We start from the raw sequence: 26,953 nt of genomic DNA, 5'->3' as shown, positions 1-26,953 counted from the left end.
CTGCGTCTCTTGCATCTGTCCGATAGATGCGCAAGAGCCCCGATATGGCGATCGGAGCTCAAGCGTAAGGATGATGCGCGAGCCTTGTGAAGAGCTTATGTGAGGTGCGCGTTGGACTCTAGGGGGACTCTTACATCAGCTGGGCCGAACCGCCGGTAACTTCAGCGGAAGGTGCGCAGCCGCAGGCTGTTGGTCACCACGAACACCGACGAGAAGGCCATCGCGGCCCCCGCGATCATCGGGTTCAGCAGTCCCGCGGCCGCCAGCGGGAGCGCGGCCACGTTGTAGCCGAACGCCCATACGAGGTTGCCCTTGATGGTGGCGAGGGTCCGCCGGGACAGCCGGATCGCGTCGGCCGCCACCCGGAGATCGCCGCGCACCAGGGTCAGATCGCCGGCCTCGATCGCCGCGTCCGTCCCCGTGCCCATCGCGAGCCCCAGATCGGCGGTGGCCAGCGCGGCCGCGTCGTTGACGCCGTCGCCGACCATGGCGACCGTCCGCCCCTCGCCCTGCAGCCGTCGTACGACGTCGACCTTGTCCTCGGGCAGCACCTCGGCGATCACGTGCTCGGCGTCGATCCCGACCGCCCGCGCGACCGCCTCGGCCACCGCCCGGTTGTCGCCGGTCAGCAGCACCGGCGTCAGCCCGAGCGCGCGCAGTCCGCGCACCGCCTCGGCGCTGGTCTCCTTGACCGCGTCGGCGACGGCGAGAATCCCCCGGGCCTCTCCGTCCCACCCGACCAGGACGGCCGTACGACCCTCCTGCTCGGCCCGGGAGCGCGCCTGGGTCAACTCCTCCGGCACCACGTCGAACAGGCGGCCCACGGCCACCTCACGGCCCGCCACGCGCCCACGGACGCCCCGCCCCGGGACGTTCTCGAAGTGCTCGACCGCGGGCAGCGGCCCGACCCGCTCCCCGGCCCCCGCGGCGACCGCCCGCGCGACCGGATGCTCGGAGGCGTGCTCGACCGCCCCGGCGAGCCGCAGCACCTCGTCCTTGTCGGCGCCCTCGACGGCGTACACGTCCTGAAGGCTCATCCGGCCGGTGGTGACCGTCCCGGTCTTGTCGAGCACGACGGTGTCGACCCGGCGCGTGGACTCCAGCACCTCGGGACCCTTGATGAGAATGCCGAGCTGCGCGCCCCGCCCGGTGCCGACCATCAGCGCGGTCGGCGTGGCCAGGCCCAGCGCGCACGGGCAGGCGATGATCAGCACGGCGACGGCGGCCGTGAACGCGGCGGCCGTGTCGCCCGTGACGCCGAGCCAGACCCCGAAGGTGGCGAGCGCGACCAGGATGACGGCCGGGACGAACACGGCGGAGATCCGGTCGGCGAGGCGCTGCACCTCGGCCTTGCCGTTCTGCGCGTCCTCCACCAGCTTCGCCATCCGCGCGAGCTGCGTGTCCGCGCCGACCCGCGTCGCCTCCACGACCAGCCGCCCGCCCGCGTTGACGGCCGCGCCCGTGACGGCGTCGCCGACGGTCACGTCCACCGGCACCGACTCGCCGGTCAGCATCGACGCGTCCACCGCGGACGCGCCCTCGACCACGGTCCCGTCGGTGGCGACCTTCTCCCCGGGCCGTACGACGAACCGGTCGCCGACGGCCAGGGACGCCACCGGGACCCGTACCTCACGGCCGTTCCTCAGGACGGCCACGTCCTTGGCGCCCAGCTCCATCAGGGCTTTGAGGGCCGCGCCCGCCCGGCGCTTGGAGCGCGCCTCCAGATAGCGGCCCAGCAGGATCAGCGCGACGACCCCGGCCGCCACCTCCAGGTAGATGGTGGACGCGCTGTCCATGCGCGAGACGGTGAACCGGAACTCGTCGTGCATGCCGGCCATGCCCGCGTCGCCGAGGAACAGCGCCCACAGCGACCAGCCGAACGCGGCCAGCGTGCCGACCGAGACCAGGGTGTCCATGGTGGCGGCACCGTGCCGGGCGTTGGTCCAGGCGGCCCGGTGGAACTGCCAGCCGCCCCAGACGACGACGGGGGCGGTGAGCGTCAGGGACAGCCACTGCCAGTTGTCGAACTGCAGCGCCGGAACCATGGCGAGCAGCACGACCGGCGCGGCGAGCAGCACGGAGACGAGCAGGCGGTGGCGCAGGGCGGCCAGTTCGGGATCCCGGCCCGGCTCGGCCTCCGGCTGTGACTGCGGCTCCGGCGGCGAGGGCTCCTCGGCCGTGTACCCGGTCTTCTCGACCGTGGCGATCAGGTCGGCGACCTGAACCCCCCCGGGGTATGTGACCCGCGCCTTCTCGGTCGCGTAGTTCACCGTGGCGGTGACGCCGTCCATGCGGTTGAGCTTCTTCTCGACCCGGGCGGCGCAGGAGGCACAGGTCATGCCGCCGATCAGCAGCTCGACCTCGGAGGTCTCGGCCGGCGGTGCCGGTGGTACCGGGGCTATCGGTGTCTGTGCGGTGGTGGTGCTGCTCATGTCCGGACTCCAGACATCGGACCGGGCCGCACGGATCCAGTATCAGCTGGTCGGTACGGCCCGGTGAAGTTCCTGGTGAAGGGGGTGTTCTCAGGCGCGGCCGACGAGCTCGTAGCCGGCCTCGTCGACGGCGGCGCGCACGGCCGCCTCGTCGAGCGGGGCCTCGGAGACCACCGTGACCTCGCCGCTGGCCGCGACGGCCTTCACCGAGGTGACGCCGGGGAGTTCGGAGAGCTCGGCGGAGAGGGAACCCTCACAGTGTCCGCAGCTCATGCCGGTCACCTTGTAGACGGCGGTGACGGAGCCCGGGAGGTCGGTCTGGGCGGTCATGTCGTTCTCCTCGTCGAGGCGTGTGGGGCCGATGGGGCCCACGAGGGCCCCACTGTTTTCACACTATACCCCTAGGGGGTATTTCTCCAAGAGGGATCGCGGCGCGTCAGCGAACACACCCAGGCGACGCCGAGCAGTGAGACGAGCACCAGCAGACCGACCGAGAACAGGGTGAAGAGGTGCTCCTGTGTCGCGGTGGGGCGCGGGATGTACCCCTCGGCGAACAGCTGCCGGTCCAGGCCGGTGCCGGCCAGATGTGCCACCAGCCAGATCGCGACGCCGTGCGTGGAGTCCCACAGAGCGTGCAGCAGCGCGACGCCGACGTAGGTGCCGACGACCGGACCGGTGAACCGGAAACGCCCGTTCGGACGCCGGTACGAGAGCAGTACGCCGCCCGCGATCGCCGTCCACAGACCGTGCCCGAAGGGGGCCGGCACCCCGCGCAGGATCTCCGTCTCGATCAGCGCCCGCAGGTCGATGCCCTCGGTGGAGACCGCCGCGTTGAAGGCGTACCCGGAGCTCTCCAGGGCCGCGAAGCCGAAGCCGACGGCGGCGCCGAGCACCAGACCGGCCCGTATGCCCCGGATGCCGGGCAGCCGGCGCAGCACGAACACCAGCGCGCCGAGCTTCACCGCCTCCTCGATCAGGCCGACGGCCACGAACATCCCCCAGGACGGGTGGACGAGGTAGAACTCCATCACCGAGGCGCCCAGCACCCCGAGCGTGCCGCCGGTCAGGAAACAGCCGAGGATCGCACTGACGCCCAGGTCACGGCCGTGCCGCTCGTACGCCCAGAGGACGAAGACGACCGGCACGAGAAAGCTGCCGAGCAGGATCAGGGTCGGCAGCAGCGTGGTGTTCCTCGTCGCGTACGTGACCACCGCGGTCAGCGCCCACAGGGCGAGCCCGCCGCCGAGGCAGCGCTTCCACAGGCCGGCCCGGATGCGGGGGTACGGCGGTGGCGGCTGCTGCGGACCGGGGATACGGGCCTGCGGCCGGCCGGGGTGCGAGTGGGTCACGGCGGGTCCCCCTGGTGCTCCTGCGGTACGCCTGCATGACTGTATGTGAAATGCGGAGATTTACTCGCACATTAGGCATACATGACGTATGTCGCAGTCCGGGGGCTCGGGGGAGTGGCCGTCCGGCCCTGTGCGGTCAGCCGGTGGGCCGGGCGAGGGGGTCGCCGACCAGGGGGTCGAGATAGCGGACGAGTACGTCCTTGATCTCCTGGATGTACGCCTCGCGCTCGGCGTCCTGGTGGCCGAGCGCCAGTTCCAGCCCCGCCTTGTAGATGCCCAGGCAGACGTGCGCCGTGCGGGTGACATGGGCCTTGTCGGCGTCGGGCGGGAGGAGCGAGGCGAGCAGGTCCTCGACCCGGCCGATCAGGGCGGTGTGCAGGGCGTCGTGGGCCTCGGTGATCCCGCCGGGCAGGTCGGGGCCGTGCATCAGCGCGAAGAACACGGGGCGCTCGGTGTTGAACGCGATGAAGCGGTCCACGGCCGCGCCGACCGCCTCCGCGAGCGGCGTGCCGGGGGCGACCGGTGCGAGTGCCTCGCCGTAGGTCTCCCGCATCTCGTGCACGAGCCGGTCGCCCATCTCGATCGCGATCGCCTCTTTGTTCGGGAAGAACTGGTAGAGCGTGCCGGGGGAGACGCCTGCCTCGCGGGCGATGGCGTTGGTGCTGGCGGCCGTGTAGCCCGTGGTGCAGAAGACCGAGGCGGCGGCGTCGAGCAGCTGCTGGATGCGTCGCTCGCCGCGAGCCTGCCGACGGCGCGGCTGCTCCCTGCCCGTGGTCTCGGGCTTCTCTGACTTCTCGGGCTCGTCGGGCACGCGTTGTCCCCAGCTCTCCGGACGCGATTGACAAACACGAGCGGTCGCTCGCATTCTGGTGAAACGCGAGCGACGTCTCGTGTTTGCCAGTCTAGATGGCAATGGCCGACCCATGCTGCCCTGTGCGCGGAGCGGATGCGTACCCGATGAGCAGCGGTCACGGTGAAGGGGACACCGCAGGATGACCGAAGTCAACAAGCCCTCGGAGGCCGGGAGCAGGCCCCGCGTGGGGAGCTGGACCCGGTTCGTGACCGCCCGGCCACGGCTCTCCCTGCTGCTCGCCCTGGTGATCACCGCGCTCGCCGTGCTGGCCGGCAGCGGGGTCGCGGACCGGCTGGGCAGCGGCGGCTGGGAGGACCCGGCCGCCGAGTCGACGTACGCGACGAAGGCACTGGAGCGGGAGTTCCCGGACTCCCAGCCGAACCTGCTGCTCCTGGTGAACGCGGGTTCCGGGTCGGTGGACACCCCGGCGGTGGCGGCCGAGGCGAAGTCCCTGGTCGCACGGCTGTCGGCCGAGAAGGGCGTCATAGGGGTCGGCTCGTACTGGGGGACCGGGTCACCGTCCCTGCGCGCCGAGGACGGCCATGAGGCCCTGATCGCGGCGCGCATCACGGGCGACGAGAAGGCCGCGGCCGACACCCTGGACCGCATCGCCCCGCACTACCGGGGCACCCACGGACCGGTGACGGTCAAGGTCGGCGGCATGGTGGCCGTACGCCACGACATGCAGACGATCATCAAGGAGGACCTGGCCCGCGCCGAGCTGATCGCCCTGCCCATCACCCTGATCCTGCTGGTGATGGTCTTCGGCAGCGCGATCGCGGCCCTGCTCCCGCTGGGCATCGGCATCGTCGCGATCCTCGGCACGAACGCGGTGCTGCGCGGCCTGACGTCCTTCACGGACGTCTCCGTCTTCGCGATGAACCTGACCACGGCCCTGGGGCTGGGCCTGGCCATCGACTACGCACTCTTCATCGTCCGCCGCTTCCGCGAGGAACTGTCCACGGGCGCCGACCCGTTGACGGCCGTGGCCACGACCCTGCGCACAGCGGGCCGCACGGTGCTGTTCTCGGCCCTGACGGTCGCGGTCTCCCTGGCGGCGATGCTCGTCTTCCCCCAGTACTTCCTGCGCTCCTTCGCCTACGCCGGCATGGCGGTGGTCCTGCTGGCCGCGGCGGCCGCCCTGATCCTGCTCCCGGCGGCCCTGGTCCTGCTGGGGCACCGGGTCAACTCCCTGGACCTGCGCCGACTGTTCCCCAGGGGCGGGCAGGCACGGCCGTCCGGCGCGGAGGGCACGGCCTGGGCCCGCGCCGCGACGCTCGTCATGCGCCGGGCCCCCTTCTTCGCGATAGGCACCACGGTCCTGCTGATCGTGCTCGGACTGCCCTTCCTGGGCGTGAAGTTCGGCACGGCTGACGACCGCCAGCTCCCGGCCACCGCCGAGTCCCATGTCGTCCAGCAGCACATCCGGGAGGGCTTCCCGGGCAACCCCGGCGGCGGCCTGGAGGTCCTGGCCGAGGGCGCGGCGACCGAGGCGCAGTACACGGCGTACGAGCGGCGGGTGGCGGCCCTGCCAGGGGTGGCCGGGGTCACCGGACCCCTGGTGCGGGGCGACTCGGCGTACTTCACGGTGCAGCCGAAGGGCGAGGCGGTGGGCGACGACGCCCAGCGCCTGGTCGGTGACCTGCGCGAGCTGAAGGCCCCCTTCGACACCAAGGTGACGGGAACCGCGGCCGTACTGGTCGACTCCAAGCACGCGATAGGGGAACGCCTCCCGTGGGCGGCGGCGTTCATAGCGATCGTCACCCTGCTGCTCGTCTTCCTCCTCACGGGCAGCGTGGTGATCCCGGTCCAGGCGGTCCTGCTCAACGCCCTCAGCCTCACGGCGATGTTCGGCGCGGTGGTCTGGGTCTTCCAGGACGGCCATCTCTCCAACCTGCTGGGCTTCACCAGCCCCGGCTCGATCGAGACCACGCTCCCGGTCCTGATGTTCTGCGTGGCGTTCGGCCTCTCGATGGACTACGGAGTGTTCCTGCTCTCCCGCATCAAGGAGGAGTACGACCGGACGGGCGACCACGAGCGCGCGGTGCGTCTCGGCCTTCAGCGCACGGGAGGGCTGATCACCGCGGCGGCGGTCATCCTGGCCGTGGTGATGGTGGCGATCGGCACATCGAGGGTCACCAACACCAAGATGCTGGGCCTGGGCATCGCGCTGGCGGTGCTGATGGACGCGATGGTGGTCCGCAGCCTCCTGGTCCCGGCGATCATGCGGCTGACGGGGAGGGCGACCTGGTGGGCGCCGGGGCCGCTGCGGCGGTTCCACGAGCGGTTCGGCCTGAGCGAGGGCGAGCGGCCGGTGTCCCGGGAGGACGCGGGGTCGGCCGATGACCCGGAGGAGCGGGAGGACGCGACCGAGGCCGACGTCCCCGGGGAGACTCCTTCTCCGGCCGGCTCGCGCTGAGAGCCGGGCGCAGAGCGCTCCGCCGGCTGTGCGGTGACATGCCGTGGCTGGTCCGCGGCGCCGTCGTGGCTGGTCGCGCCCGCGCGGCGGCGGCCGCGCATCGATACCGCCCCGCGCCCCCTTCGGGGCAGGATCGTCCGGCAGGAGTTCCCGGCCGTCGCGCACCCCCCGAAGGAGCACGCCCGTATGCGAGCAGTCGTCTTCGACCGTTACGCCACGCCCGCCGAAGTGCGAGAGGTTCCCGACCCCACCCCCGCCCCCCACGGTGTGGTCGTCCGCGTCGAGGCCACCGGTCTGTGCCGGAGCGACTGGCACGGCTGGATGGGCCACGACCCGGACATCACCCTCCCGCACGTCCCCGGCCATGAACTCGCCGGTGTCGTCGAGTCGGTCGGTGCCGGGGTGACCGGCTGGCGCCCCGGCGACCGGGTCACGGTCCCCTTCGTCTGCGCCTGCGGCGGCTGCCCGTCCTGCGCGGCCGGCGACCAGCAGGTCTGCGAACGCCAGACCCAGCCCGGCTTCACCCACTGGGGCTCCTTCGCCCAGTACGTGGCGCTGGACCACGCCGAGGTGAACCTGGTGGCGATCCCGGACGGCATGTCGTATGCCACCGCCGCCGCCCTGGGCTGCCGCTTCGCTACCGCCTTCCGTGCGGTGGTGCAGCAGGGCCGGGTCGCGGCGGGGGAGTGGGTGTCGGTGTACGGCTGCGGGGGCGTGGGCCTGTCGGCGGTGATGATCGCGGCGGCGTCGGGCGCACGGGTGGTGGCGGTCGACGTGTCGCCCCAAGCCCTGGACCTGGCACGGCGGTTCGGCGCGGCCCACGGCGTGGACGCCACGGACGCCGGCGACCCGGCGGCCGCGGTCCGCGACCTCACCGCCGGCGGCACCCATCTCTCCCTGGACGCCCTCGGCTCCCCGCTCACCGCCGCCGCCTCCGTCAACTCCCTGCGCCGACGCGGCCGGCACGTCCAGGTGGGCCTGCTCCCTTCCCCGGACGGCAACACCCCGCTGCCGATGGCCCGCGCCATCGCCCTGGAACTCGAACTCCTCGGCAGCCACGGCATGGCCGCCCACACCTACCCCGCCATGCTCGAACTGGTCCGCGCCGGCATCCTGCGCCCCGACCGTCTCGTGACCTCCACGATCACCCTGGACGCGGTCCCCGAGGCCCTGGCGGCGATGGGCACGGCACCGGGGGCGGGGGTGACGGTCATCCAGCCGTGGGCCTGACGCACTCGCCGCCCCGCCCCCGGCGGGCGGGGCGGGCGGTTCAGATGTCTCTGCGGCCCCTGTTCCCCGGCCTGGACGCGACCCAGGCGCGGACCGTGTCGGCGTACCAGTACGGTTTGCCGCGCTCGACGTGGTCGGGAGGCGGGAGGAGCCCGTGCTTGCGGTAGGAGCGCACGGTGTCGGGCTGTACCCGGATGTGCGCCGCGATCTCCTTGTAGGACCAGAGCCTTCGGTCGGTCATGAGATGCACCTCCCTGCGCGCACCGCGGCGGCGACCGGGAAGGTCGGCGGGGGAGCCGGGCGCTGCGCTGGCGATCACAAAGCCTGTGTCCGGTGAACGACGGAGAGTGACTGTGCGCAAGCGGCTGTAGGCCTGGTGTGACCGGGAACTCGCGTAGCTGTGACACGTGTGACAGATGAGTGGCATTTGTGACACGACCGAGGTATGTATGCCCTCTCACCTTGTCGTCCGAATGTCCGGACAAACCATTGACACGACTCCCTCCCCGGGACTACAAACCGGGGGAGAGCCGTGACGAAGGGAAGCCGATGGCGTACGACCTGATCACCATGGGGCGGATCGGGGTGGACCTCTATCCGCTCCAGACCGGTGTCCCGCTCGCCCAGGTGTCGTCCTTCGGCAAGTTCCTCGGCGGGTCGGCGACCAACGTGGCCGTGGCGGCCGCCCGTCTCGGCCGCAGCACCGCCGTCATCACCCGCACCGGCGAGGACGCCTTCGGCGCCTACCTGCACGAGGCCCTCCAGGGCTTCGGCGTCGACGACCGCTGGGTCACCTCCGTCCCCGGCCTGAACACCCCCGTCACGTTCTGCGAGATCTTCCCGCCGGACGACTTCCCGCTGTACTTCTACCGGCAGCCCAAGGCCCCGGACCTGGAGATCGACGCCCACGAACTGGACCTCGACGCCGTCCGCGACGCCCGTATCTTCTGGATCACCGGCACCGGACTGAGCGAGGAGCCCAGCCGCACGGCGACCCTCGCGGCCCTCGCGCACCGCGCCAAGTCGGGTACCACGGTCTTCGACCTGGACTGGCGCCCCATGTTCTGGAAGGACCCGGCGTCGGCCCGCCCGTTCTACGCCGAGGCGCTGAAGCACGCCACCGTCGCCGTCGGCAACCTCGACGAGGTCGAGGTCGCGACCGGCGTGCGCGAGCCGCAGGCCGCGGCCCAGGCGCTGCTCGACGCCGGTGTCGAGATCGCCGTGGTCAAGCAGGGCCCCAAGGGTGTCCTCGCCGTCAACCGGAACGGCGACTCCGCCGAGGTGCCGCCGCTGCCCGTGAACGTTCTCAACGGTCTCGGCGCCGGTGACGCCTTCGGCGGCTCCCTCTGCAACGGCCTCCTCGAAGGCTGGGACCTGGAGAAGACCATGCGGCACGCCAACGCGGCCGGTGCCATCGTCGCCTCGCGCCTGGAGTGCTCCTCCGCGATGCCGACGCCGGAAGAGATCGACGCCGCGCTCGCCGCCGGAGCGGTGCTGTGAGGGCCGGCCGCGTCGCGGGCGCCCATCACGAGGGCGGCGACCCCGCCAAGCAGCCGTCCGTGGACATCTCCGCCCTCGTCCGCACCCGCACCCACCACCCCGAGGCCATCGCCGAGGCGGCCGCGCGAAGAGCCCGCCGTCCGCTCCTCAACGAGGACGGCAAGCTGATGATCGTCGCCGCCGACCACCCGGCCCGCGGCGCCCTCGGCGTGGGCGGCGACAAGCTCGCCATGGCCAACCGCGCGGAGCTGCTGGAGCGCCTCTGCCTGGCGCTGTCCCGGCCCGGCGTCGACGGTGTCCTCGCCACCGCCGACATCCTGGACGACCTGCTCCTGCTCGGCGTCCTCGACAACAAGGTCGTCATGGGCTCGATGAACCGGGGCGGCCTGCAGGGCGCCTCCTTCGAGCTCGACGACCGGTTCACCGGCCACCGCGCCGAGGACATACAGCGCCTCGGGTTCGACGCCGGCAAGCTGCTCCTGCGCATCGACTACGACGACCCGGGCTCCCTCACCACCCTGGAGTCCACCGCCCGCGCCATCGACGACATGGCCGCACGCCGACTGCCGGTCTTCGTCGAGCCGTTCATCAGCCGGCGCACCCCCGAGGGCAAGGTCAGGAACGACCTGTCCCCGGAAGCGGTCACCAGGTCCATCGCCATCGCCTCGGGCCTGGGCGGGAGTTCGGCCTACACCTGGCTCAAGGTGCCGGTGACGGACGACCCCGACGACATGGCCCAGGTCATGGAGACGTCCACGCTCCCCGCCGTGCTGCTCGGCGGTGAGGTCGGCGACGACCAGGACGGGGCGTACGAGAAGTGGCGCAGCGCCCTGCAACTGCCCACCGTGCGCGGCCTGGTGGTCGGCCGCTCGCTGCTGTACCCGGCGGACGGCGACGTGGCCGCCGCCGTCGACACCGCCGTAGGACTTCTGTGAGGCCCTGATGACGACCAACGAGCTGCACCTGAGCAAGGGTTCGACCGCGAACGCCCAGTACGCGCTCGACATCGACCCCAAGCGGGCCGGTTGGGCGCACAGCAGCCTGCGGATCGTCGAACTGGCCCCGGGGGGAACGCATTTGTTCACCACCGGGGACAGTGAGTGGATCGTGCTTCCGCTACAGGGCGGATGTACGGTGCGAACAGAGGGACAAGAGTTCCAGATCCTGGGCCGGGAGAGCGTGTTCAGCGGAGTCTCGGACTTCGTGTACGTGCCCCGGGACGCCCAGGTCCAGATCGCCTCCGGCGCGGGAGGCCGCTTCGCCCTGGCAGGAGCGAAGTGCGAGCGACGACTCCCCGCCCGCTACGGCCCCGCGCCGGAGGTTCCCGTCGAAGACCGCGGCAGCGGCACCAGCGCCCGGCAGGTGCGCAACTTCGCCTCCGCCACCGCCTTCGACTGCGACAAGCTGATCGCCGTCGAGGTGATCACGCCCGGCGGCAACTGGTCCTCGTACCCGCCGCACAAGCACGACGAGCACCGGCCCGGCGAGGAGTCGGAGCTGGAGGAGATCTACTACTTCGAGATCGACGGACCGAACGGTATCGGGTATCAGCGCGTATTCCCCTCCCGTGAGGGCGGTACCGACGTCCTCGCCGAGGTCCGCTCCGGCGACGCCGTGCTCGTTCCCGATGGCTGGCACGGCCCGTCGATCGCGCAGCCCGGGCACGACATGTACTACCTGAACGTCATGGCGGGGCCGGGTGCGACGCGGGAGTGGCGGATCTGCTTCCACCCGGACCACACGGAGGGTTACCGATGACGATTCGGTTGACCGTCGCGCAGGCGCTCGTCCGCTTCCTCGCCGTCCAGTACAGCGAGCGGGACGGCGAGCGCCGCCGCCTCATCGCCGCCACCTGGGGCATCTTCGGCCACGGCAACGTGGCCGGGCTCGGCCAGGCACTCCTGGAGCACCTGGACGAGATGCCGTACCACCAGGGCCGCAACGAACAGGCCATGGTGCACGCGGCGGTCGGCTACGCGCGTCAATCGAACCGTCTCTCCACACACGCCGTCACCACCTCCATCGGCCCCGGCGCCACCAACCTGGTCACCGGCGCCGCCCTCGCCACGATCAACCACCTCCCGGTCCTGCTCCTGCCCGGCGACGTCTTCGCCACCCGCCCCGCCGACCCGGTCCTGCAGCAGCTCGAAGTCCCGCACGCGGCCGACATGTCCGTGAACGACACCCTCCGCCCGGTGTCCAAGTTCTTCGACCGGATCACCCGCCCCGAGCAGCTGATCCCCTCCGCGCTCGCCGCCCTGCGGGTCCTCACCGACCCCGTCGAGACCGGCGCCGTGACCCTGGCCCTCCCGCAGGACGTCCAGGCCGAGGCGTACGACTGGCCCGAGGCGTTCTTCGCGGACCGGGTGTGGACCGTACGGCGGCCCGGTGCCGATCCCGATGAACTCGCCGCGGCCGTACGGGCGATCAGGGACGCGCGCCGCCCCGTGGTCATCGCCGGCGGCGGGGTCCACCACAGCCGCGCCGAAGCCGTGCTCGCCGAGTTCGCCGAGGCCACCCGCATCCCGGTCGCCTCCACCCAGGCCGGCAAGGGCTCGCTGCGCTGGGACCACCCGCAGGACGTCGGCGGCGTCGGCCACACCGGAACCGCCACCGCCGACGAACTCGCCCGCACCGCCGACCTGGTGATCGGCGTCGGCACCCGCTACACCGACTTCACCACGGCCTCCGGCACCCTCTTCGAGAACCCGGACGTCCGCTTCCTCAACCTCAACATCGCGCCCTACGACGGCCACAAACTCGCCGGCCTGCCCCTGATCGCCGACGCCCGCAGCGCCCTTGCGGAGCTGAAGAAGGCCCTGGACGGCCACCGGACCACCGACTCGTACGTCACCGAGTACACCGAGGACAAGGAGCGCTGGGAGCAGCGCGTCGACGCCTGCTACGAGGCCGACGAGCCCGACGTCCGCCCCACCCAGCCGCAGGTCCTCGGCGTCCTGGACGCCCTCGCCGACGACTCCGACGTGATCGTCAACGCGGCCGGCTCCCTCCCCGGCGACCTGCACAGGCTGTGGCGGGCACGGTCGTACGACCAGTACCACCTGGAGTACGGCTACTCGTGCATGGGCTACGAGATACCGGCCGCCATCGGGGTGAAACTCGCGGCGCCGGAGCGGAACGTGTGGGCGCTGGTCGGCGACGGCACGTATCTGATGATGCCGACGGAGATAGTCACCGCCGTACAGGAGGGGATAGCCATCAAGGTGCTGCTGGTGCAGAACCACGGCTACGCCTCCATCGGCGGACTGTCCGAGTCGGTGGGCGGCGAGCGGTTCGGCACCGCCTACCGCTTCCCCGCGGACGACGGCACCTTCACGGGCGCTCCGCTGCCCGTCGACCTGGCCGCCAACGCGGCCAGCCTCGGGATGCGCGTCCTGCGCGCGAAGACCGTCCGCGACCTGCGCACGGCGCTCGCCGAGGCACGGGCCGCCGACACTCCCACATGTGTCTACGTGGAGACCGAAACCGCAGACACAGTGTCGGGCCCGCCTCCGGCGCAGGCCTGGTGGGATGTACCCGTGGCCGCGACCGCGACCCGATCCGCCGCGGTCAAGGCACGTGAGCTCTACGAACGGCACGTCTCGACCCGACGCCGCCATCTGTGAAGGAGTAACCGGTCATGACGAAGATCGTCAACCACTGGATCGGCGGCAAGTCCGTCGACGGCACGTCGGGCAACTTCGGGCCGGTCACCGACCCGGCCACCGGCGCGGTCACCACGAAGGTCGCGTTCGCCTCGGTCGACGAGGTGGACGCGGCGGTGGCGGCGGCGAAGGACGCCTACGTGTCCTGGGGCCAGTCCTCGCTGGCCAAGCGCACGGAGATCCTGTTCCGCTTCCGTGCCCTGCTCGACGCCAACCGCGACGCCATCGCCGAGCTGATCACCGCCGAGCACGGCAAGGTGCACAGCGACGCGCTCGGCGAGGTGGCCCGTGGCCTGGAGATCGTCGACCTGGCGTGCGGTATCAGCGTGCAGCTGAAGGGCGAGCTGTCCACGCAGGTCGCGACCCGTGTGGACGTCTCCTCGATCCGCCAGCCGCTGGGCGTCGTCGCGGGCATCACGCCGTTCAACTTCCCGGCGATGGTCCCGATGTGGATGTTCCCGATGGCCATCGCGTGCGGCAACACGTTCGTGCTGAAGCCGTCCGAGAAGGACCCGTCGGCGTCCATCAAGATCGCCGAGCTGCTGGCCGAGGCCGGGCTGCCCGACGGCGTCTTCAACGTCGTGCACGGCGACAAGGTGGCCGTGGACCGTCTCCTGGAGCACCCGGACGTCAAGGCGGTCTCCTTCGTCGGCTCGACCCCGATCGCCCGCTACATCCACACCACCGCCGCCGCGAACCACAAGCGCGTGCAGGCCCTGGGCGGCGCCAAGAACCACATGCTGGTCCTCCCCGACGCCGACCTGGACGCGGCGGCCGACGCGGCCGTCTCCGCCGCCTACGGCTCCGCCGGCGAGCGCTGCATGGCCATCTCGGCGGTCGTGGCGGTCGGCGCGATCGGCGACGAGCTGGTGGAGAAGATCCGCGAGCGCGCCGAGAAGATCAAGATCGGTCCCGGCAACGACCCGACGTCCGAGATGGGCCCGCTGATCACGGCCGTGCACCGCGACAAGGTGGCCTCCTACGTCGAGGGCGCGGCGGCCGAGGGCTGCGAGGTCGTCCTGGACGGCACCGGCTACACGGTCGAGGGCTTCGAGGACGGCCACTGGATCGGCATCTCGCTCCTCGACAAGGTCCCCACGACCGCCAAGGCCTACACGGACGAGATCTTCGGCCCGGTCCTGTGCGTCCTGCGCGTGGACACCTACGAGGACGGTGTCGCCCTCATCAACAGCTCGCCGTTCGGCAACGGCACCGCGATCTTCACCCGGGACGGCGGCGCCGCCCGCCGCTTCCAGCTGGAGATCGAGGCGGGCATGGTCGGCGTGAACGTCCCGATCCCGGTCCCCGTCGGCTACCACTCCTTCGGCGGCTGGAAGGACTCGCTCTTCGGCGACCACCACATCTACGGCAACGACGGCACGCACTTCTACACCCGCGGCAAGGTCGTCACCACCCGCTGGCCCGACCCGTCCGAGGCCCCCGCGGGCGTCGACCTGGGCTTCCCGCGCAACCACTGAGGCCGTACGGTGCCCCGCCCCTCCGAGGAGGGCCGGGGCACCGGCGTTTCCGGAGTCAGCCCTGCTTCTTCCGCGCGTCCTCGACCGCCTTGGTGAGGTCGGCGGTCCGGGCGGCGGGCGGGGCCTGCACCGGGGCGGTGGCGCCGAACTTCTCGAAGTCCATGGTCACGGTCGCCTTGCCGAGGTCCTTCACGTCGCTCGCGTACTTCTCGCGTACTTGAGGTACTTCACCGTGGCCGCCGGGTTGCCACCGCTGCCCCCGCTGAAGGCCTGGGGGTCGACGTTGTAGTAGTAGGCGCCCTTCACGAACAGCGTCCGGATCGTCGCGCTGTGCTGGAGCGCCTGCCGTCCAGCGGTGTACTTCAGCTTCATGAGTCCCCACCCATTGCTGTGATTCGGGTCCGGATACCGGACGTCCTCATGTTTTTTTGACGCCCGCGCTGCGATTCCCGTACGGGCCGACGCCATGGAATGGCCTCCCTCGTGCTGCCGTATACGCGGAAAACGCCGAGTGGATCTACGGATTCCGTAGGTTAACGACCATTGACGTGATGGTTTTCGTCGGGGTTCCATGCATCGCAACCGGGAGCGGACGAAGAGACGCACAAGACGAGCCGCCGGAGGCGATAGCACTCCCGGCCGACATTCCTCGCCGCTCAAGTCGATCGGAACCGCTTCATGACCGACACGCTCCACCCTGTTGAGACGGCCTCCGCGGAGGTCTCGGACAGCCCGCAGAAGCTCAAGCGCTCGATCGGCGTGGTCGGCGGCACCCTCCTCACCCTCTCCTGCGTCACCCCGGCCTCCACGCTCTTCGTGGTCGTCCCCGACCTGTTCGGCTCCCTCGGCACCGCCACCGCCCTGACGATCGCCATCGGCTCCCTCCTCTGTATCGCCGTGGCGTTCTGCTACTCCGAACTCGGCACCCTCATCCCGAGCGCGGGCGGCGAGTACGCGATGGTGTCCACGATGGCGGGACGCCTGGCCGGCTGGCTGGTCTTCGTCCTCTCCCTCCTGGTCGTGATGATCGTGCCCCCGGTGATCGCGATGGGCACGGCCGACTACCTGGCCCCGCTCGTCCATCTCGACCCGGCCATGACCGGCGCCGGTGTGATGCTCCTGGCGACCCTCGCCGGTCTGCTGGACCTGCGCGCGAACGCCTGGATCACCGGCATCTTCCTGGTCCTGGAGGTCATCGCGGCGGGCGTGGTGGCCGTGCTCGGCTTCTCCCACAGCCACCGGGGAGTCGGCAGCCTCACCTCCATGCAGGTCGCCGACTCCGGCGGCCACACCACCACCGTCACCGCGATGCTGGTGGTCTCCGGCCTGGCCATCGCCCTCTTCGTCACCCAGGGCTTCTCGACGGCCGTCTACCTCTCCGAGGAACTGGAGAACCCCCGCCGCAACGTCGCCCGCACGGTCCTCGCCACGCTCGCGATCTCCACGGTGGTCATCCTGGTCCCGGTGGCCGCGATCACCATGGGCGCGACCGACATCAAGGCCCTCACCGGCGGCGACATCAGCTCCATGGTCACCGCCTGGTCGAACTCCGCGGTCGGCACCTTCGTCAGCCTCTGCGTGGCCCTCGCGATCATCAACGCGGGCATCGTCATGGTCATCCAGAACTCCCGCGTCCTGTTCGCCTCGGCCCGTGACAAGGCCTGGCCGGCCCCGGTCAACAGCGCCCTCTCCAAGCTGGGCCGCTTCGGCTCCCCCTGGGTCGCCACCCTCGCGGTCGGCGTCCCCGGAGCCCTCCTCTGCTTCGTCAACCTCGACACCCTGTACGGCGTGACGGGCGTCTCGGTGACGGGCATGTACCTCCTGGTGGCGATCGCCGCCCTGCTGTCCCGCCGAGGCCACCACAAGCACACCCCGGCCTGGCGGATGCCCCTGTGGCCGGCGATGCCGGTCCTCCTGATCGCGGTCCTCGCCTACATCCTCACCCAGCAGGAGACGACCTACCTCCTCTGGACCGGCGGCATCACGGCGGTAGCCACCCTGTACTGGGCCTTCTACCTCCGCCCCCGCAAGGAGACCCACTGGGTGGTGTCGATCCCGGAGGACGTGGCACCCCGTTAAAGGTGCGGGGCCGGGCTGTGCACGGCACCGCCGGAACCCGCCGTCGTGGCTGATCGCCGCGGCGGCGGGATTCCGCTGAGCGGCGCTGCGCTGCGAGCACCGGGAAGAGCAGCCGCCCCAGGGGCGCGGGGCTCTGACATCTGCGGCTCCGCCGCGTGGGCGCGACCAGCCACGACGGCGCGCAACGTTCGCAACGGACCGGAGTACCTTTCCGGGGGCGCGGCAACCCCCGCCCGCCCGCACCCGACGTCAACCCGGTGTACCGCGGCCGAAGTACGCGGCAACGCGTCCGTACTCCTCGGGGATGGCCGGGGGTTCACCCCAGCGTCGGCATCGGATGTCGGTCCGGGCCCGTACCGTTGAAGCATGGATCTTCGACCCCCCGGCCTACGAGCGTTGCTCCGGCGGCCGCGACGGCTGCTCTCCGCCGCGGCCGCCGTCGTCGTGCTCGTCGGTGCCGGTACCTGGACGGCCGTCGCCGCCTCCGACGACGCACCGGCCGTCCACCGCGCCGACAAGGTCATGGCGGTGGACGGGGTACGTCTGGACACCTCGTTCTTCACCACGCCCGGCACCGGCCGACGCCCCGCGGTCCTCCTCGCCCACGGCTTCGGGGGCAGCAAGGACGACATGCGCGCCGAGGCCGAGGACCTCGCCCGCGACGGCTACGCGGTCCTCACCTGGTCCGCCCGCGGCTTCGGCAGGTCCACCGGGAAGATCGGCCTCAACGACCCGAAGGGCGAGGTCGCCGACGTCTCCCGGCTCATCGACTGGCTGGCGACCCAGCCGCAGGTCCAGCTCGACAAGGCCGGTGACCCGCGGGTCGGCATGGCGGGCGGGTCGTACGGCGGTGCGATCTCGCTCCTCGCCGCCGCCTACGACAACCGGGTCGACGCGATCGCCCCCTCGATCACGTACTGGAACCTCGCGGACGCCCTGTTCCCCGACGGCGTGTTCAAGAAGCTGTGGGCCGGGATCTTCTTCAACACCGGCGGCGGCTGCGCCAAGTTCGATCCGGCGCTGTGCGCGATGTACGACCGGGTCGCCGAGTCGGGCAAGCCGGACGCGGCCGCGGTCAAGCTCCTCGAAGAACGCTCACCGTCGGCCGTCGGCGCCCGCATCAAGGTGCCGACCCTGCTCTTCCAGGGCCAGACCGACTCCCTCTTCACGCTCTCCCAGTCCGACGCCGCCGCCAAGGCGATCAAGGCCAACGGCGCCCCCGTCGACGTCGACTGGATCGCCGGCGGCCACGACGGCGGCGACCTGGAGACCAGCCGCGTCGAGGCCCGGACGACCTCCTGGTTCGACCGCTACCTGAAGGGCGACAAGGCCGCCGACACCGGCCCGGCCTTCCGGATCACCCGCACCGGAGGCGTCGACTCCACCACCGGCGCCGCCCAGCTGCGCGGCGCGACCTCGGGCAGCTACCCCGGCCTGGAGGACGACCGGAAGTCCATCGCCCTGACCGGCGGCACCCAGCGCATCGAGAACCCGGCGGGCGCCTCCCCGCCCGGCGTCTCCGCCCTGCCCGGCCTCGGCGGCGCCGGCGGCCTCGCCCAGCTCTCCTCCCTCGGCGTCGGCATCTCCCTGGACTTCCCGGGCCAGTACGCGCACTTCGACTCCGCCCCCGTGGCCGACAACGTGCAGATCACCGGCACCCCCACGGCCACCGTGCACCTCACCTCGACCAGCGACGACGTCGTCCTGTTCGGCAAGGTGTACGACGTCGGCCCGGACGGCACCCAGCAGGTACTGCCCTCGCAGCTGGTCGCCCCGATCCGGGTCGAGGGAGCCAGGTCCGGCAAGGACGTCACGATCACGCTCCCGGCCATCGACCACGAGGTCCAGAAGGGCCACCGGATCCGTCTGGTCCTCGCCTCCACCGACCTCGGCTACGCCTCCCCGACCGCCCCGGCGACCTACACCGTCTCCCTCAAGGGCGCCCTGAGCGTGCCGACCGCACCCAAGGTGGACACGGCCGCCGCGGCACTGCCCGCCTGGGTGTGGTGGCTGCCGCTGGCCGGCGCGGTCGCCGCCCTGGCCCTGCTGGTCACCGGCCGCCGCCGTACCGCCGGTCCGGCCCCCGCCCCGGAGCTGGCCGAAGTCCCGCTCCAGATAACGGACCTGAGCAAGCGCTACGCGGGCTCGACCGAGCGGTACGCGGTGCGGGAGCTGTCCTTCCGCGTGGAGAAGGGCCAGGTCCTCGGCCTCCTCGGCCCCAACGGCGCGGGCAAGACCACCACACTGCGCATGCTGATGGGCCTGATCAAGCCGGACGACGGTGAGATCCGGGTCTTCGGCCACGCCATCCGCCCGGGCGCGCCCGTCCTCTCCAGGGTCGGCGCCTTCGTGGAGGGCGCGGGCTTCCTGCCGCACCTCTCCGGCCGGGAGAACCTGGAGCTGTACTGGCAGGCGACCGGCCGCCCGCCGGAGGACTCCCACATGGAGGAGGCCCTGGAGATCGCGGGCCTCGGCGACGCGCTGGCCCGCGCGGTCCGCACCTACTCGCAGGGCATGCGCCAGCGCCTGGCCATCGCCCAGGCCATGCTCGGCCTGCCGGACCTGCTCATCCTCGACGAACCGACCAACGGCCTCGACCCGCCGCAGATCCGCGAGATGCGCGAGGTGATGATCCGCTACGCGGCCGCCGGCCGCACGGTGATCGTCTCCAGCCATCTCCTCGCCGAGGTCGAGCAGTCCTGCACCCACCTCGTGGTGATGGACCGCGGCCGGCTGATACAGGCCGGCCCCGTCGGCCAGATCATCGGCTCCGGCGACACCCTCCTCGTCGGCACGGGCACGCCCGTGGAGGAGCCCGTCGTGGAGAAGGTGGCCGCGCTGTCCGGCGTCGCCTCGGTGACCCGCACGGACGACGGTCTCCTGGTCCGTATGGACCCCGGCGGCAGCGCACCGCGCCTGGTCGCCGAACTCGTACGGCTCGACGTGCCCGTGGCGTCCGTCGGCCCGCACCGCCGTCTGGAAGACGCCTTCCTGACCCTGATCGGAGGTTCCGCATGAGCACGCTCGCCGAGGGAGCCGCGGTCGCCTCCGGTTACCGGGCGGGCCGCACCCTGCCACTGCGCGTCGAACTGGCCCGCCAGCTCAAGCGCCGCCGCACGATGGTGATGGGCGGGATCCTGGCCGCCCTGCCGTTCGTGCTGGTGATCGCGTTCGCCATCGGCGGCACCCCGGGCGACCGCAACGGCACCGTCACCCTGATGGACACGGCCACCGCCTCCGGCGCCAACTTCGCCGCGGTCAACCTGTTCGTGTCGGCGGGCTTCCTGCTGGTCATCCCGGTCGCCCTGTTCTGCGGGGACACGGTGGCCTCGGAGGCCAGCTGGTCCTCGCTGCGCTATCTGCTGGCCGCACCCGTGCCGAGGGCCCGGCTGCTGTGGTCCAAGCTGGTCGTCGCGCTGGGCCTCAGCCTGGCCGCGATGATCCTGCTGCCGCTGGTCGCCCTGGCCGTCGGCACGGCCGCCTACGGCTGGGGCCCGCTCCAGATCCCGACCGGCGGCGCGCTCGACACCGGCACGGCGACCCAGCGCCTCGCGGTCGTGGTGGCGTACATCTTCGTGTCCCAACTGGTCACCGCCGGGCTGGCGTTCTGGCTCTCCACCAAGACCGACGCACCTCTCGGCGCGGTCGGCGGCGCGGTCGGCCTGACCATCGTCGGCAACGTCCTGGACGCGGTCACCGCCCTCGGCCACTGGCGCGACTTCCTGCCCGCGCACTGGCAGTTCGCCTGGGCGGACGCCGTACAGCCGCATCCCGAGTGGTCCGGCATGATCCAGGGCACCGCGGTCTCCATAACGTACGCCCTGGTGCTGTTCGCCCTGGCCTTCCGGGGTTTCGCCCGCAAGGACGTGGTCTCCTAGGTCACCGGACGATCTCCCTCCGGCCTCGACGCCGCTGGTCCGTGGCCTCTTCGAGATCCATCCGCAACGCATCGGCGCGCACGTTCCGGCCCCCTGCGCCGTCAGAGTCGACAGAAAGTCAGGAAGTCGACTCCGACCGGCACAGGGGGTACACGCGATGGACCGACACCGGACCCGACGACAGGCGTGCGGGGCACTGCTCGCCCTGACCACCGCGGGCGCGCTGCTGCTGACGGCCTGCGGCGCGGACGAGGACCACGCGAGCAGCACGAACCACAGCAACGGCCTCCCGGCCCCGGCCCCCTCCCGGGCGCGGGGCGACGGACCCACCTCCGCCGCCACCGGTTCCGCCACCAGCCCGTCCTCCGACCACCTCTCCACCTTCGCCCTCGACGTCGACACCGCCTCCTACGGCTACGCCCGCCGCACCCTCGCCGACGGCGGTCGCCCGGACCCCACGACCATCCGCCCCGAGGAATTCGTCAACAGCTTCCGCCAGGACTACCGCACCCCCGACCACAACGGCTTCACGGTCACCGTCGACGGCGCCCGCACCAGCAGGCCGAACTGGTCCCTGGTCCGCGTCGGCCTCACCACCCGGCCCGCCGAGGACACCGACGACCGCCCGCCGGCCGCCCTCACCTTCGTCATCGACGTCTCCGGCTCCATGGACGAACCGGGCCGCCTGGACCTCGCCAAGAAGTCCCTGGACACGATGACCGACCGGCTGCGCGACGACGACTCGGTCGCGATCGTCACGTTCAGCGAACACGCCGAGAAGGTCCTGCCGATGACCCGCCTGGGCGGTCACCGCGCCGAGATCCACGACGCCGTCGACGGCCTGTCCGCCCGCTCCTCCACCAACCTCGGCGAGGGCGTGGAGACCGGCTACGCCACCGCCGTCGAGGGCCTGCGCAAGAACGGCACCAACCGGGTCGTCCTGATCTCCGACGGCCTCGCCAACGACGGCGAGACCGACCCGGACGCCATCCTCGAACGCATCGACGGCGACCGCCGCGAGTACGGCATCACCCTGTTCGGCGTGGGAGTGGGCAGCGACTACGGCGACGCGCTCATGGAACGCCTCGCCGACAAGGGCGACGGCCACACGACGTACGTCTCCGACACCGCGACCGCGACCGAGGTCTTCTGCCGCCAACTCCCGCAGAACATCGACCTGGTGGCCCGCGACGCCAAGGCCCAGGTGGCCTTCGACCCGCACACGGTCGCCGAGTTCCGCCTCATCGGCTACCAGGACCGCAAGGTCGCCGACCAGGACTTCCGCAACGACCGTGTGGACGGCGGCGAGGTGGGCCCCGGCCACACGGTCACCGCCCTCTACGCGGTCCGCACCAACCCCGGCACGGACGGCCACCTGGCGACGGCCACGGTCCGCTGGCTGGACCCCGACACCCGCACCCCGCACGAGAACACGGGCGCGATGGAGACGGACGCCCTGCACGACTCGGTCTGGACAACGTCCCCGCGCTTCCAGGTAACGGCCGTGGCAGCGTACTTCGCGGACGCACTGGCGGGCGGCGACTACGACATCCCGGGAGCGCCGAGCCTCGCAGAGCTCCAGTCCCGGGCAACGACTCTGGCAGAGGTGACCGAGGACAAGGACGTAGCCGAACTGTCAACAGCGATCGGTGAGGCAGCGCCCCGTTAGGGGCGCGGGGCTGTATTCGATATGCGGCTACCGCCGCGTGGGCGCGCTCAACCCCCACCCACCCGCACCCGAAACTCGACCCGTCCGAACCCATTGACCAACCCTTACTTATGAGTAAGTTGACGCCCCATGGGCGTACGCAAGGACCTCAAGCGGGCAAGGCAACGGACAGACCTGGCCGACCGAGGCAGGATCGAGCTCACCAGGGACGCAGCCGGTGTCGTACGCGAGGTGCACCGGGAGCACCTCGCCCCACCCCTCACCACCGGCTCCCTCGCCGACCTCCCGTACACCAACGCCGCCGAGGCTCCCGACGCCACGGCGATCCGGCGCGGCGAGGGCACCGTCACCGCAGCCGCCTTCGCCGCCCAAGTGACCTCCGTGGCGAAGGGGTTGATCGCCGCCGGCCTCGCCGCAGGCGACCGCGTCGCCGTCATGTCCCGCACCCGCTACGAGTGGACCGTCCTCGACTTCGCCGTCTGGGCGGCCGGCGGTGTGACCGTCCCGGTCTACCCCACCTCCTCCGCGGACCAGGTGGAGTGGATCGTCAGGGACTCCGGCGCCCGTCACATCGTCACCGAGACCCCGGGGAACACCGCCACCGTGACCGCCGGGACCGCCGCGCACCCCGAACCCCCGAGCATCTGGGAACTCGACGCGGACGCGGTCACCGATCTCACCCTCCTCGGCCGGGACATCCCGGACGAGGAGGTGACCAAGCGCCGTGGCACCCTCACCCCCGAGACCACCGCCACGGTCTGCTACACCTCCGGCACCACCGGCCGCCCCAAGGGCTGTGTCCTCACCCACGCCAACCTGCACGCCGAGGCCGCCAACACGGTCGAGCTGCTGCACCCCGTCTTCCAGGCGGTCACCGGCCAGACCGCCTCCACCCTGCTGTTCCTCCCGCTCGCCCACATCCTGGGCCGCACGCTCCAGATCGCGTGTCTGATGGGCCGTATCGAGATGGGCCACTTCCCGAGCGTGAGACCGGACGAACTCCGGCCCGCGCTCCGGGAGTTCCGGCCGACGTTCCTGGTCGGGGTGCCGTACCTCTTCGAGAAGATCCACGACACCGGGCGGGCGACGGCCGAGAAGATCGGGCGCGCCGCCTCCTTCGACCGCGCCGAGCGGATCGGGGTGCGGTTCGCCGAGGCGTATCTCGGCAGGTTCCTCGGCACGGGGAAGGGGCCGGGGCCGGGCCTGTACGCCGCCTGGGCGCTGTACGACCTGCTGGTCTACCGCCGTGTCCGCAAGGAACTCGGCGGCCGGATGCGGTACGCCATCAGCGGCGGCTCGCCGCTCGACCGGAACCTCAACCTGTTCTTCCAGGCCGCCGGGATCGTCGTCTACGAGGGCTACGGCCTGACCGAGACCAGCGCGGCCGCCACCATCGTGCCGCCGCTGGCACCCCGCCCCGGCACGGTCGGACAGCCCATTCCCGGGACCGCCGTCCGGATCGCCGACGACGGCGAGGTGCTGATCAAGGGGCCGGTGGTCTTCGGGTCGTACTGGCAGAACCCGGCCGCGACCGCCGAAGTCCTCCCGGACGACGGCTGGTTCGCGACCGGCGACCTCGGGGCGCTGGACGAGGACGGCTATCTCACCATCACCGGCCGCAAGAAGGACCTCCTGGTCACCTCCGGCGGCAAGAACGTCTCCCCGGCCGTCCTGGAGGACCGGCTGCGCAGCCGCTCGCCGGTCGGCCAGTGCCTGGTGGTCGGCGACAACCGGCCCTTCGTCGCCGCGCTGGTCACCCTCGACCCGGAGGCGGTCGCCCACTGGCTGTCCGTACGGAAGCTGCCGCCGGACACCCCGCTGTCCGAGCTGGTGCGCGACGACAGGATGCGGGCCGAGGTGCAGAAGGCGGTCGACTACACCAACGAGGCCGTCTCCCGCGCCGAGTCGATCCGCTCCTTCGCCCTGGTCGAGGGCGAGTTCACCGAGGACAACGGGCTGCTCACCCCGTCGCTCAAGCTCAAACGGCATGCGGTGACCGCCCGTTACGCCGACGAGATCGAGGCGCTCTACCGGAAGTAGGAAGCAGCCGCACCCCGCACGACGAAGGCGGCGGGCCACCGGAAGAACCGGTGACCCGCCGCCCGCGGAGTGTCAGGACTACCTGTTGCCGGCACCGTTGGCGGAGAGGGCCGCGATGTCGGACAGGATGTGCGACAGCGGCTCGTCGCCCTTGGCCTGGGTCGAGTTCTCGACGCACTGCTGGTTCTGCGGCGCGGAGAGGATCGGCACGTCCTGCAGGACGCCGACGGCGGCGGCACCGGCGACCACGCTCTGGATGTTGGCCTTGACCGGCAGGGCGATGCACGGCTTGTTCAGCGTGCCCTGGACCAGCGAGAGCTGCGGGCTCTGGTCGCCGAACGTGGCCGAGTTGCCGAACTCGGACTTGGCGCCGTTGCCGCTGGCCGAGGTGGTGCCGTGGTCGTTGCCGGTCGCCAGGGCCTGGGGGGCGGCCGTGGCGGCGAGGCCGGCGACGGTGGCGGCGACAGCCGCGGTTGCCCACAGCTTCTTCATGTTTGTTCCCTTCGAAAAGGCGGACTCCGGGGAGGAGCTGCGTGATCATCAACGGCCGGGGACCCGCCGGGGTTGCGTCCTTTGCCCCGATTGGAGTAACCGAGTCCGATAACTCGATAAACACCCCGTTCGCCCGGACGGAATCGTGGGATGGCGCCTCACAGGCCGACGGGCCGCCGAGAAGTCGGCGGCCCGTCGGTCGAGGCCCTTGGGGGCGGGGGAGGTCCGGACTACCGGTTCTTGACGCCGTTCGCGGCCAGGATCGCGATGTCGTCCAGGATGTGCGACAGCGGCTCGTCGCCCTTGGCCTGCGTCGAGTTCTCGACGCACTGCTGGTTCTGCGGCGCGGACAGGATCGGCACGTCCTGCAGAACGCCGACGGCGGCACCGACGGCGGCCACGCTCTGGAGGTTCAGCTTCGCGGGCAGGGCGATGCACGGCTTGTTGAAGGAGCCCTGGATGAGCGCCATCTGGGGGCTCATGTTGCCGTACGTGGCGGAGTTGCCGAACGACTGGAAGGCGCCGTTGCCGCTGGCCGAGGTGGTGCCGTGGTCGTTGCCGGTGGCCAGGGCCGGCGCCGCGGCCGCGGCCGAGACGCCGACGACGGAGGCTGCGACAGCGGCGGAGGCCAGAATCTTCTTGATCACTTGTCAATTCCCTTCTGAGGACACCCCGTCCACCGGAGCGCCCTGGTCAACTGCCGGTGATCCGGTTGGTTGCTCCCCTTCACTCCAATGGCCCACGGCCCGGCAAACCCCGATTCCGTCACCCGCCCAGTGTTCACGGGGAATTCGGGCCGAGCCACCGGTCCGATCGGGTGACGTACCGGGCCCGTGCCGCAACCATTCCGGATGCGAGCGGTTGATGCCGGGCAGGAACGTCCGTCTTGGCTCAAAGCCGGGAAAGGAAAAGCGAAATGCTGAAGAAGGCAATGGCCGCGGCGGCGGTCGCCGTGTCCGTCGTAGGTGTGTCGGCGGCGGCAGCCCCCCAGGCGCTTGCCACCGGCAATGACAACGGCACCACCTCCGCCAGCGGCAACGGCGCCCATGAGGCGTTCGGCAACGCGGTGACCAAGGGCAACATGAGCCCCCAGGCCACCCTGGTCGGGGGCTCGCTGAACAAGCTCTGTGTCGGCCTGCCCCTGAAGGCGAACGTCCAGAGCGTGGTCTCCGGCCTCGCATCCGTCGGCGTCCTGCAGGACGTGCCGATCCTGTCCGCCGCGCAGAACCAGCAGTGTGCGGAGAACTCGACGCAGGCCAAGGGCGACGAGCCGCTGTCGCACCTGGTGGACGACATCGCGGTGCTCTCCGCGAACGGCATCGCCAACCAGTGATTCCGGTGAGGTGAAATCCGTTCGGGCGGCGTGTGATTACGCGTCGCCCGAACGGCTTTTTTGCTGCCTTCCCCGTGACGTCAATTCTGTGAAGGCGTTCGAGTGAATTACCGGACGGCACGCGTTCCGTAGTTTCCTTCTCCGTCTATTCCTCGTTCTACATCCTGCCGGTCATGGTGCGAGCCGACCATGCTGTGCTCGCCTCGGTTTCGGCCGTCACACGGGCATGACCGAAGAGAAGGGATAGTTCATGAAGAAGACCGCAGCTGTCGTCGTCGGCGCGATCCTGGCCCTGGGCGGTGCCGCCCCGGCCTTCGCGGACGCCGGTGCGGAGGGTGCCGCCGTCGGTTCCCCGGGCGTTCTCTCCGGCAACGTGATCCAGATCCCGATCCACGTGCCGATCAACCTCTGCGGCAACACCATCGACATCATCGCGCTGCTGAACCCCACGCTCGGCAACACCTGCGTCAACGGCTGACGAAGTCGGCGCAGCGCAGCAGCCCCCGGCTGATTCACGGCCGGCCCCGGAGCGCCGG

Annotated in this window: 23 protein-coding genes; 14 read left to right on the top strand and 9 right to left on the bottom strand. The window is 71.2% G+C overall.

Annotated features, from left to right (window positions below; genetic code table 11):
• Positions 1-161: 161 nt before the first annotated feature.
• The 4 genes from AB0D85_RS33315 to AB0D85_RS33300 form a co-directional block, all read right to left on the bottom strand.
• Positions 162-2,432 carry a heavy metal translocating P-type ATPase gene (locus AB0D85_RS33315; protein WP_362328478.1) on the bottom strand — a complete coding sequence of 757 codons (2,271 nt, stop codon included), beginning with the start codon at positions 2,430-2,432 and terminating at the stop codon, positions 162-164.
• Positions 2,433-2,522: 90 nt separating this feature from the next.
• Positions 2,523-2,762: a heavy-metal-associated domain-containing protein gene (locus AB0D85_RS33310; RefSeq protein ID WP_362328476.1), complete on the bottom strand. Its 240-nt coding sequence runs from the start codon at positions 2,760-2,762 to the stop codon at positions 2,523-2,525.
• A gap of 71 nt (positions 2,763-2,833) precedes the next feature.
• On the bottom strand, positions 2,834-3,781 hold the full coding sequence (locus tag AB0D85_RS33305) for a PrsW family intramembrane metalloprotease (protein ID WP_362328474.1): 948 nt from the start codon (positions 3,779-3,781) through the stop codon (positions 2,834-2,836).
• Positions 3,782-3,917: 136 nt separating this feature from the next.
• The gene (locus tag AB0D85_RS33300; RefSeq protein WP_362328472.1) at positions 3,918-4,592 is read right to left on the bottom strand and encodes a TetR/AcrR family transcriptional regulator; all 675 of its coding nucleotides are present in this window, start codon (positions 4,590-4,592) and stop codon (positions 3,918-3,920) included.
• Between the two features lie 181 nt (positions 4,593-4,773).
• On the opposite strand from AB0D85_RS33300, the gene AB0D85_RS33295 reads away from it, so the two are divergent.
• On the top strand, positions 4,774-7,053 hold the full coding sequence (locus AB0D85_RS33295; protein ID WP_362328470.1) for an MMPL family transporter: 2,280 nt from the start codon (positions 4,774-4,776) through the stop codon (positions 7,051-7,053).
• A gap of 186 nt (positions 7,054-7,239) precedes the next feature.
• Positions 7,240-8,283 (top strand): zinc-dependent alcohol dehydrogenase family protein, encoded by a 1,044-nt coding sequence (locus tag AB0D85_RS33290; RefSeq protein WP_362328468.1) that lies wholly within the window; start codon positions 7,240-7,242, stop codon positions 8,281-8,283.
• 40 nt (positions 8,284-8,323) lie between these two features.
• Here AB0D85_RS33290 and AB0D85_RS33285 read toward each other — a convergent pair whose 3' ends face one another.
• Complete coding sequence (locus tag AB0D85_RS33285) at positions 8,324-8,524, bottom strand: MerR family transcriptional regulator (protein WP_362328466.1); 201 nt, start codon at positions 8,522-8,524, stop codon at positions 8,324-8,326.
• Between the two features lie 308 nt (positions 8,525-8,832).
• Here AB0D85_RS33285 and iolC point away from each other — a divergent pair, with 308 nt between their 5' ends.
• From iolC to mmsA, 5 genes are read left to right on the top strand one after another with little or no spacing between them, the layout of a single operon-like run.
• Complete coding sequence (gene iolC / locus AB0D85_RS33280) at positions 8,833-9,783, top strand: 5-dehydro-2-deoxygluconokinase (protein ID WP_362328464.1); 951 nt, start codon at positions 8,833-8,835, stop codon at positions 9,781-9,783.
• Positions 9,780-10,718, top strand: a complete 939-nt coding sequence (locus tag AB0D85_RS33275; RefSeq protein WP_362328462.1) for a deoxyribose-phosphate aldolase — start codon at positions 9,780-9,782, stop codon at positions 10,716-10,718. The genes iolC and AB0D85_RS33275 overlap by 4 nt, the downstream gene beginning before the upstream one ends.
• Before the next feature lie 7 nt (positions 10,719-10,725).
• On the top strand, positions 10,726-11,541 hold the full coding sequence (gene iolB / locus AB0D85_RS33270) for a 5-deoxy-glucuronate isomerase (RefSeq protein ID WP_362328460.1): 816 nt from the start codon (positions 10,726-10,728) through the stop codon (positions 11,539-11,541).
• Entirely contained in the window at positions 11,538-13,409 is a 1,872-nt protein-coding gene (iolD, locus tag AB0D85_RS33265; RefSeq protein WP_362328458.1) for a 3D-(3,5/4)-trihydroxycyclohexane-1,2-dione acylhydrolase (decyclizing), read from the top strand. Before iolB ends, iolD begins: the two co-directional genes overlap by 4 nt.
• Before the next feature lie 14 nt (positions 13,410-13,423).
• Complete coding sequence (gene mmsA / locus AB0D85_RS33260; protein ID WP_362328456.1) at positions 13,424-14,926, top strand: CoA-acylating methylmalonate-semialdehyde dehydrogenase; 1,503 nt, start codon at positions 13,424-13,426, stop codon at positions 14,924-14,926.
• A gap of 55 nt (positions 14,927-14,981) precedes the next feature.
• Here the strand turns inward: mmsA and AB0D85_RS33255 are convergent, their stop codons facing one another.
• Entirely contained in the window at positions 14,982-15,119 is a 138-nt protein-coding gene (locus tag AB0D85_RS33255) for a hypothetical protein (RefSeq protein ID WP_362328454.1), read from the bottom strand.
• On the bottom strand, positions 15,116-15,298 hold the full coding sequence (locus tag AB0D85_RS33250) for a hypothetical protein (protein ID WP_362328452.1): 183 nt from the start codon (positions 15,296-15,298) through the stop codon (positions 15,116-15,118). Before AB0D85_RS33250 ends, AB0D85_RS33255 begins: the two co-directional genes overlap by 4 nt.
• Positions 15,299-15,604: 306 nt before the next feature.
• On the opposite strand from AB0D85_RS33250, the gene AB0D85_RS33245 reads away from it, so the two are divergent.
• The 5 genes from AB0D85_RS33245 (at position 15,605) to AB0D85_RS33225 (ending at position 24,592) form a co-directional block, all read left to right on the top strand.
• A complete protein-coding gene (locus AB0D85_RS33245; protein WP_362328450.1) occupies positions 15,605-17,005 on the top strand; it encodes an APC family permease in 1,401 nt (466 codons plus the stop codon).
• A gap of 366 nt (positions 17,006-17,371) precedes the next feature.
• Positions 17,372-20,023, top strand: a complete 2,652-nt coding sequence (locus AB0D85_RS33240; protein ID WP_362328448.1) for a CocE/NonD family hydrolase — start codon at positions 17,372-17,374, stop codon at positions 20,021-20,023.
• Positions 20,020-20,883, top strand: a complete 864-nt coding sequence (locus tag AB0D85_RS33235) for an ABC transporter permease (RefSeq protein WP_362328446.1) — start codon at positions 20,020-20,022, stop codon at positions 20,881-20,883. Before AB0D85_RS33240 ends, AB0D85_RS33235 begins: the two co-directional genes overlap by 4 nt.
• A 157-nt stretch (positions 20,884-21,040) precedes the next feature.
• A complete protein-coding gene (locus AB0D85_RS33230; RefSeq protein WP_362328444.1) occupies positions 21,041-22,552 on the top strand; it encodes a von Willebrand factor type A domain-containing protein in 1,512 nt (503 codons plus the stop codon).
• 129 nt (positions 22,553-22,681) lie between these two features.
• Positions 22,682-24,592, top strand: a complete 1,911-nt coding sequence (locus AB0D85_RS33225; protein ID WP_362328442.1) for an AMP-binding protein — start codon at positions 22,682-22,684, stop codon at positions 24,590-24,592.
• A 78-nt stretch (positions 24,593-24,670) separates the two neighbouring features.
• Here AB0D85_RS33225 and AB0D85_RS33220 read toward each other — a convergent pair whose 3' ends face one another.
• Both AB0D85_RS33220 and AB0D85_RS33215 read right to left on the bottom strand, forming a co-directional pair.
• The gene (locus tag AB0D85_RS33220) at positions 24,671-25,084 is read right to left on the bottom strand and encodes a rodlin (protein WP_362328440.1); all 414 of its coding nucleotides are present in this window, start codon (positions 25,082-25,084) and stop codon (positions 24,671-24,673) included.
• Between the two features lie 230 nt (positions 25,085-25,314).
• Positions 25,315-25,731, bottom strand: a complete 417-nt coding sequence (locus tag AB0D85_RS33215; protein WP_362328438.1) for a rodlin — start codon at positions 25,729-25,731, stop codon at positions 25,315-25,317.
• A gap of 269 nt (positions 25,732-26,000) precedes the next feature.
• Here AB0D85_RS33215 and AB0D85_RS33210 point away from each other — a divergent pair, with 269 nt between their 5' ends.
• Both AB0D85_RS33210 and AB0D85_RS33205 read left to right on the top strand, forming a co-directional pair.
• Entirely contained in the window at positions 26,001-26,417 is a 417-nt protein-coding gene (locus AB0D85_RS33210; protein WP_362328436.1) for a rodlin, read from the top strand.
• Between the two features lie 250 nt (positions 26,418-26,667).
• A complete protein-coding gene (locus AB0D85_RS33205; protein WP_362328434.1) occupies positions 26,668-26,895 on the top strand; it encodes a chaplin in 228 nt (75 codons plus the stop codon).
• Positions 26,896-26,953: the final 58 nt, after the last annotated feature.

This window comes from Streptomyces sp. NPDC048277 (assembly GCF_040652235.1).
Lineage (GTDB): Bacteria > Actinomycetota > Actinomycetes > Streptomycetales > Streptomycetaceae > Streptomyces.
The sequence above is the reverse complement of the archived record's forward strand: the minus strand, read 5'-3'. Positions and strand labels throughout refer to the sequence as shown.

Excerpts from the sequence above, each read along its gene's own strand:
- AB0D85_RS33315 (WP_362328478.1), bottom strand. The coding sequence starts at position 2,432 with ATGAGCAGCACCACCACCGCACAGACACCGATAGCCCCGGTACCACCG.
- AB0D85_RS33310 (WP_362328476.1), bottom strand. The coding sequence starts at position 2,762 with ATGACCGCCCAGACCGACCTCCCGGGCTCCGTCACCGCCGTCTACAAG.
- AB0D85_RS33295 (WP_362328470.1), top strand. The coding sequence starts at position 4,774 with ATGACCGAAGTCAACAAGCCCTCGGAGGCCGGGAGCAGGCCCCGCGTG.
- AB0D85_RS33290 (WP_362328468.1), top strand. The coding sequence starts at position 7,240 with ATGCGAGCAGTCGTCTTCGACCGTTACGCCACGCCCGCCGAAGTGCGA.
- AB0D85_RS33285 (WP_362328466.1), bottom strand. The coding sequence starts at position 8,524 with ATGACCGACCGAAGGCTCTGGTCCTACAAGGAGATCGCGGCGCACATC.
- iolC (WP_362328464.1), top strand. The coding sequence starts at position 8,833 with ATGGCGTACGACCTGATCACCATGGGGCGGATCGGGGTGGACCTCTAT.
- iolB (WP_362328460.1), top strand. The coding sequence starts at position 10,726 with ATGACGACCAACGAGCTGCACCTGAGCAAGGGTTCGACCGCGAACGCC.
- iolD (WP_362328458.1), top strand. The coding sequence starts at position 11,538 with ATGACGATTCGGTTGACCGTCGCGCAGGCGCTCGTCCGCTTCCTCGCC.
- mmsA (WP_362328456.1), top strand. The coding sequence starts at position 13,424 with ATGACGAAGATCGTCAACCACTGGATCGGCGGCAAGTCCGTCGACGGC.
- AB0D85_RS33250 (WP_362328452.1), bottom strand. The coding sequence starts at position 15,298 with ATGAAGCTGAAGTACACCGCTGGACGGCAGGCGCTCCAGCACAGCGCG.
- AB0D85_RS33245 (WP_362328450.1), top strand. The coding sequence starts at position 15,605 with ATGACCGACACGCTCCACCCTGTTGAGACGGCCTCCGCGGAGGTCTCG.
- AB0D85_RS33240 (WP_362328448.1), top strand. The coding sequence starts at position 17,372 with ATGGATCTTCGACCCCCCGGCCTACGAGCGTTGCTCCGGCGGCCGCGA.
- AB0D85_RS33235 (WP_362328446.1), top strand. The coding sequence starts at position 20,020 with ATGAGCACGCTCGCCGAGGGAGCCGCGGTCGCCTCCGGTTACCGGGCG.
- AB0D85_RS33230 (WP_362328444.1), top strand. The coding sequence starts at position 21,041 with ATGGACCGACACCGGACCCGACGACAGGCGTGCGGGGCACTGCTCGCC.
- AB0D85_RS33225 (WP_362328442.1), top strand. The coding sequence starts at position 22,682 with ATGGGCGTACGCAAGGACCTCAAGCGGGCAAGGCAACGGACAGACCTG.
- AB0D85_RS33220 (WP_362328440.1), bottom strand. The coding sequence starts at position 25,084 with ATGAAGAAGCTGTGGGCAACCGCGGCTGTCGCCGCCACCGTCGCCGGC.
- AB0D85_RS33210 (WP_362328436.1), top strand. The coding sequence starts at position 26,001 with ATGCTGAAGAAGGCAATGGCCGCGGCGGCGGTCGCCGTGTCCGTCGTA.
- AB0D85_RS33205 (WP_362328434.1), top strand. The coding sequence starts at position 26,668 with ATGAAGAAGACCGCAGCTGTCGTCGTCGGCGCGATCCTGGCCCTGGGC.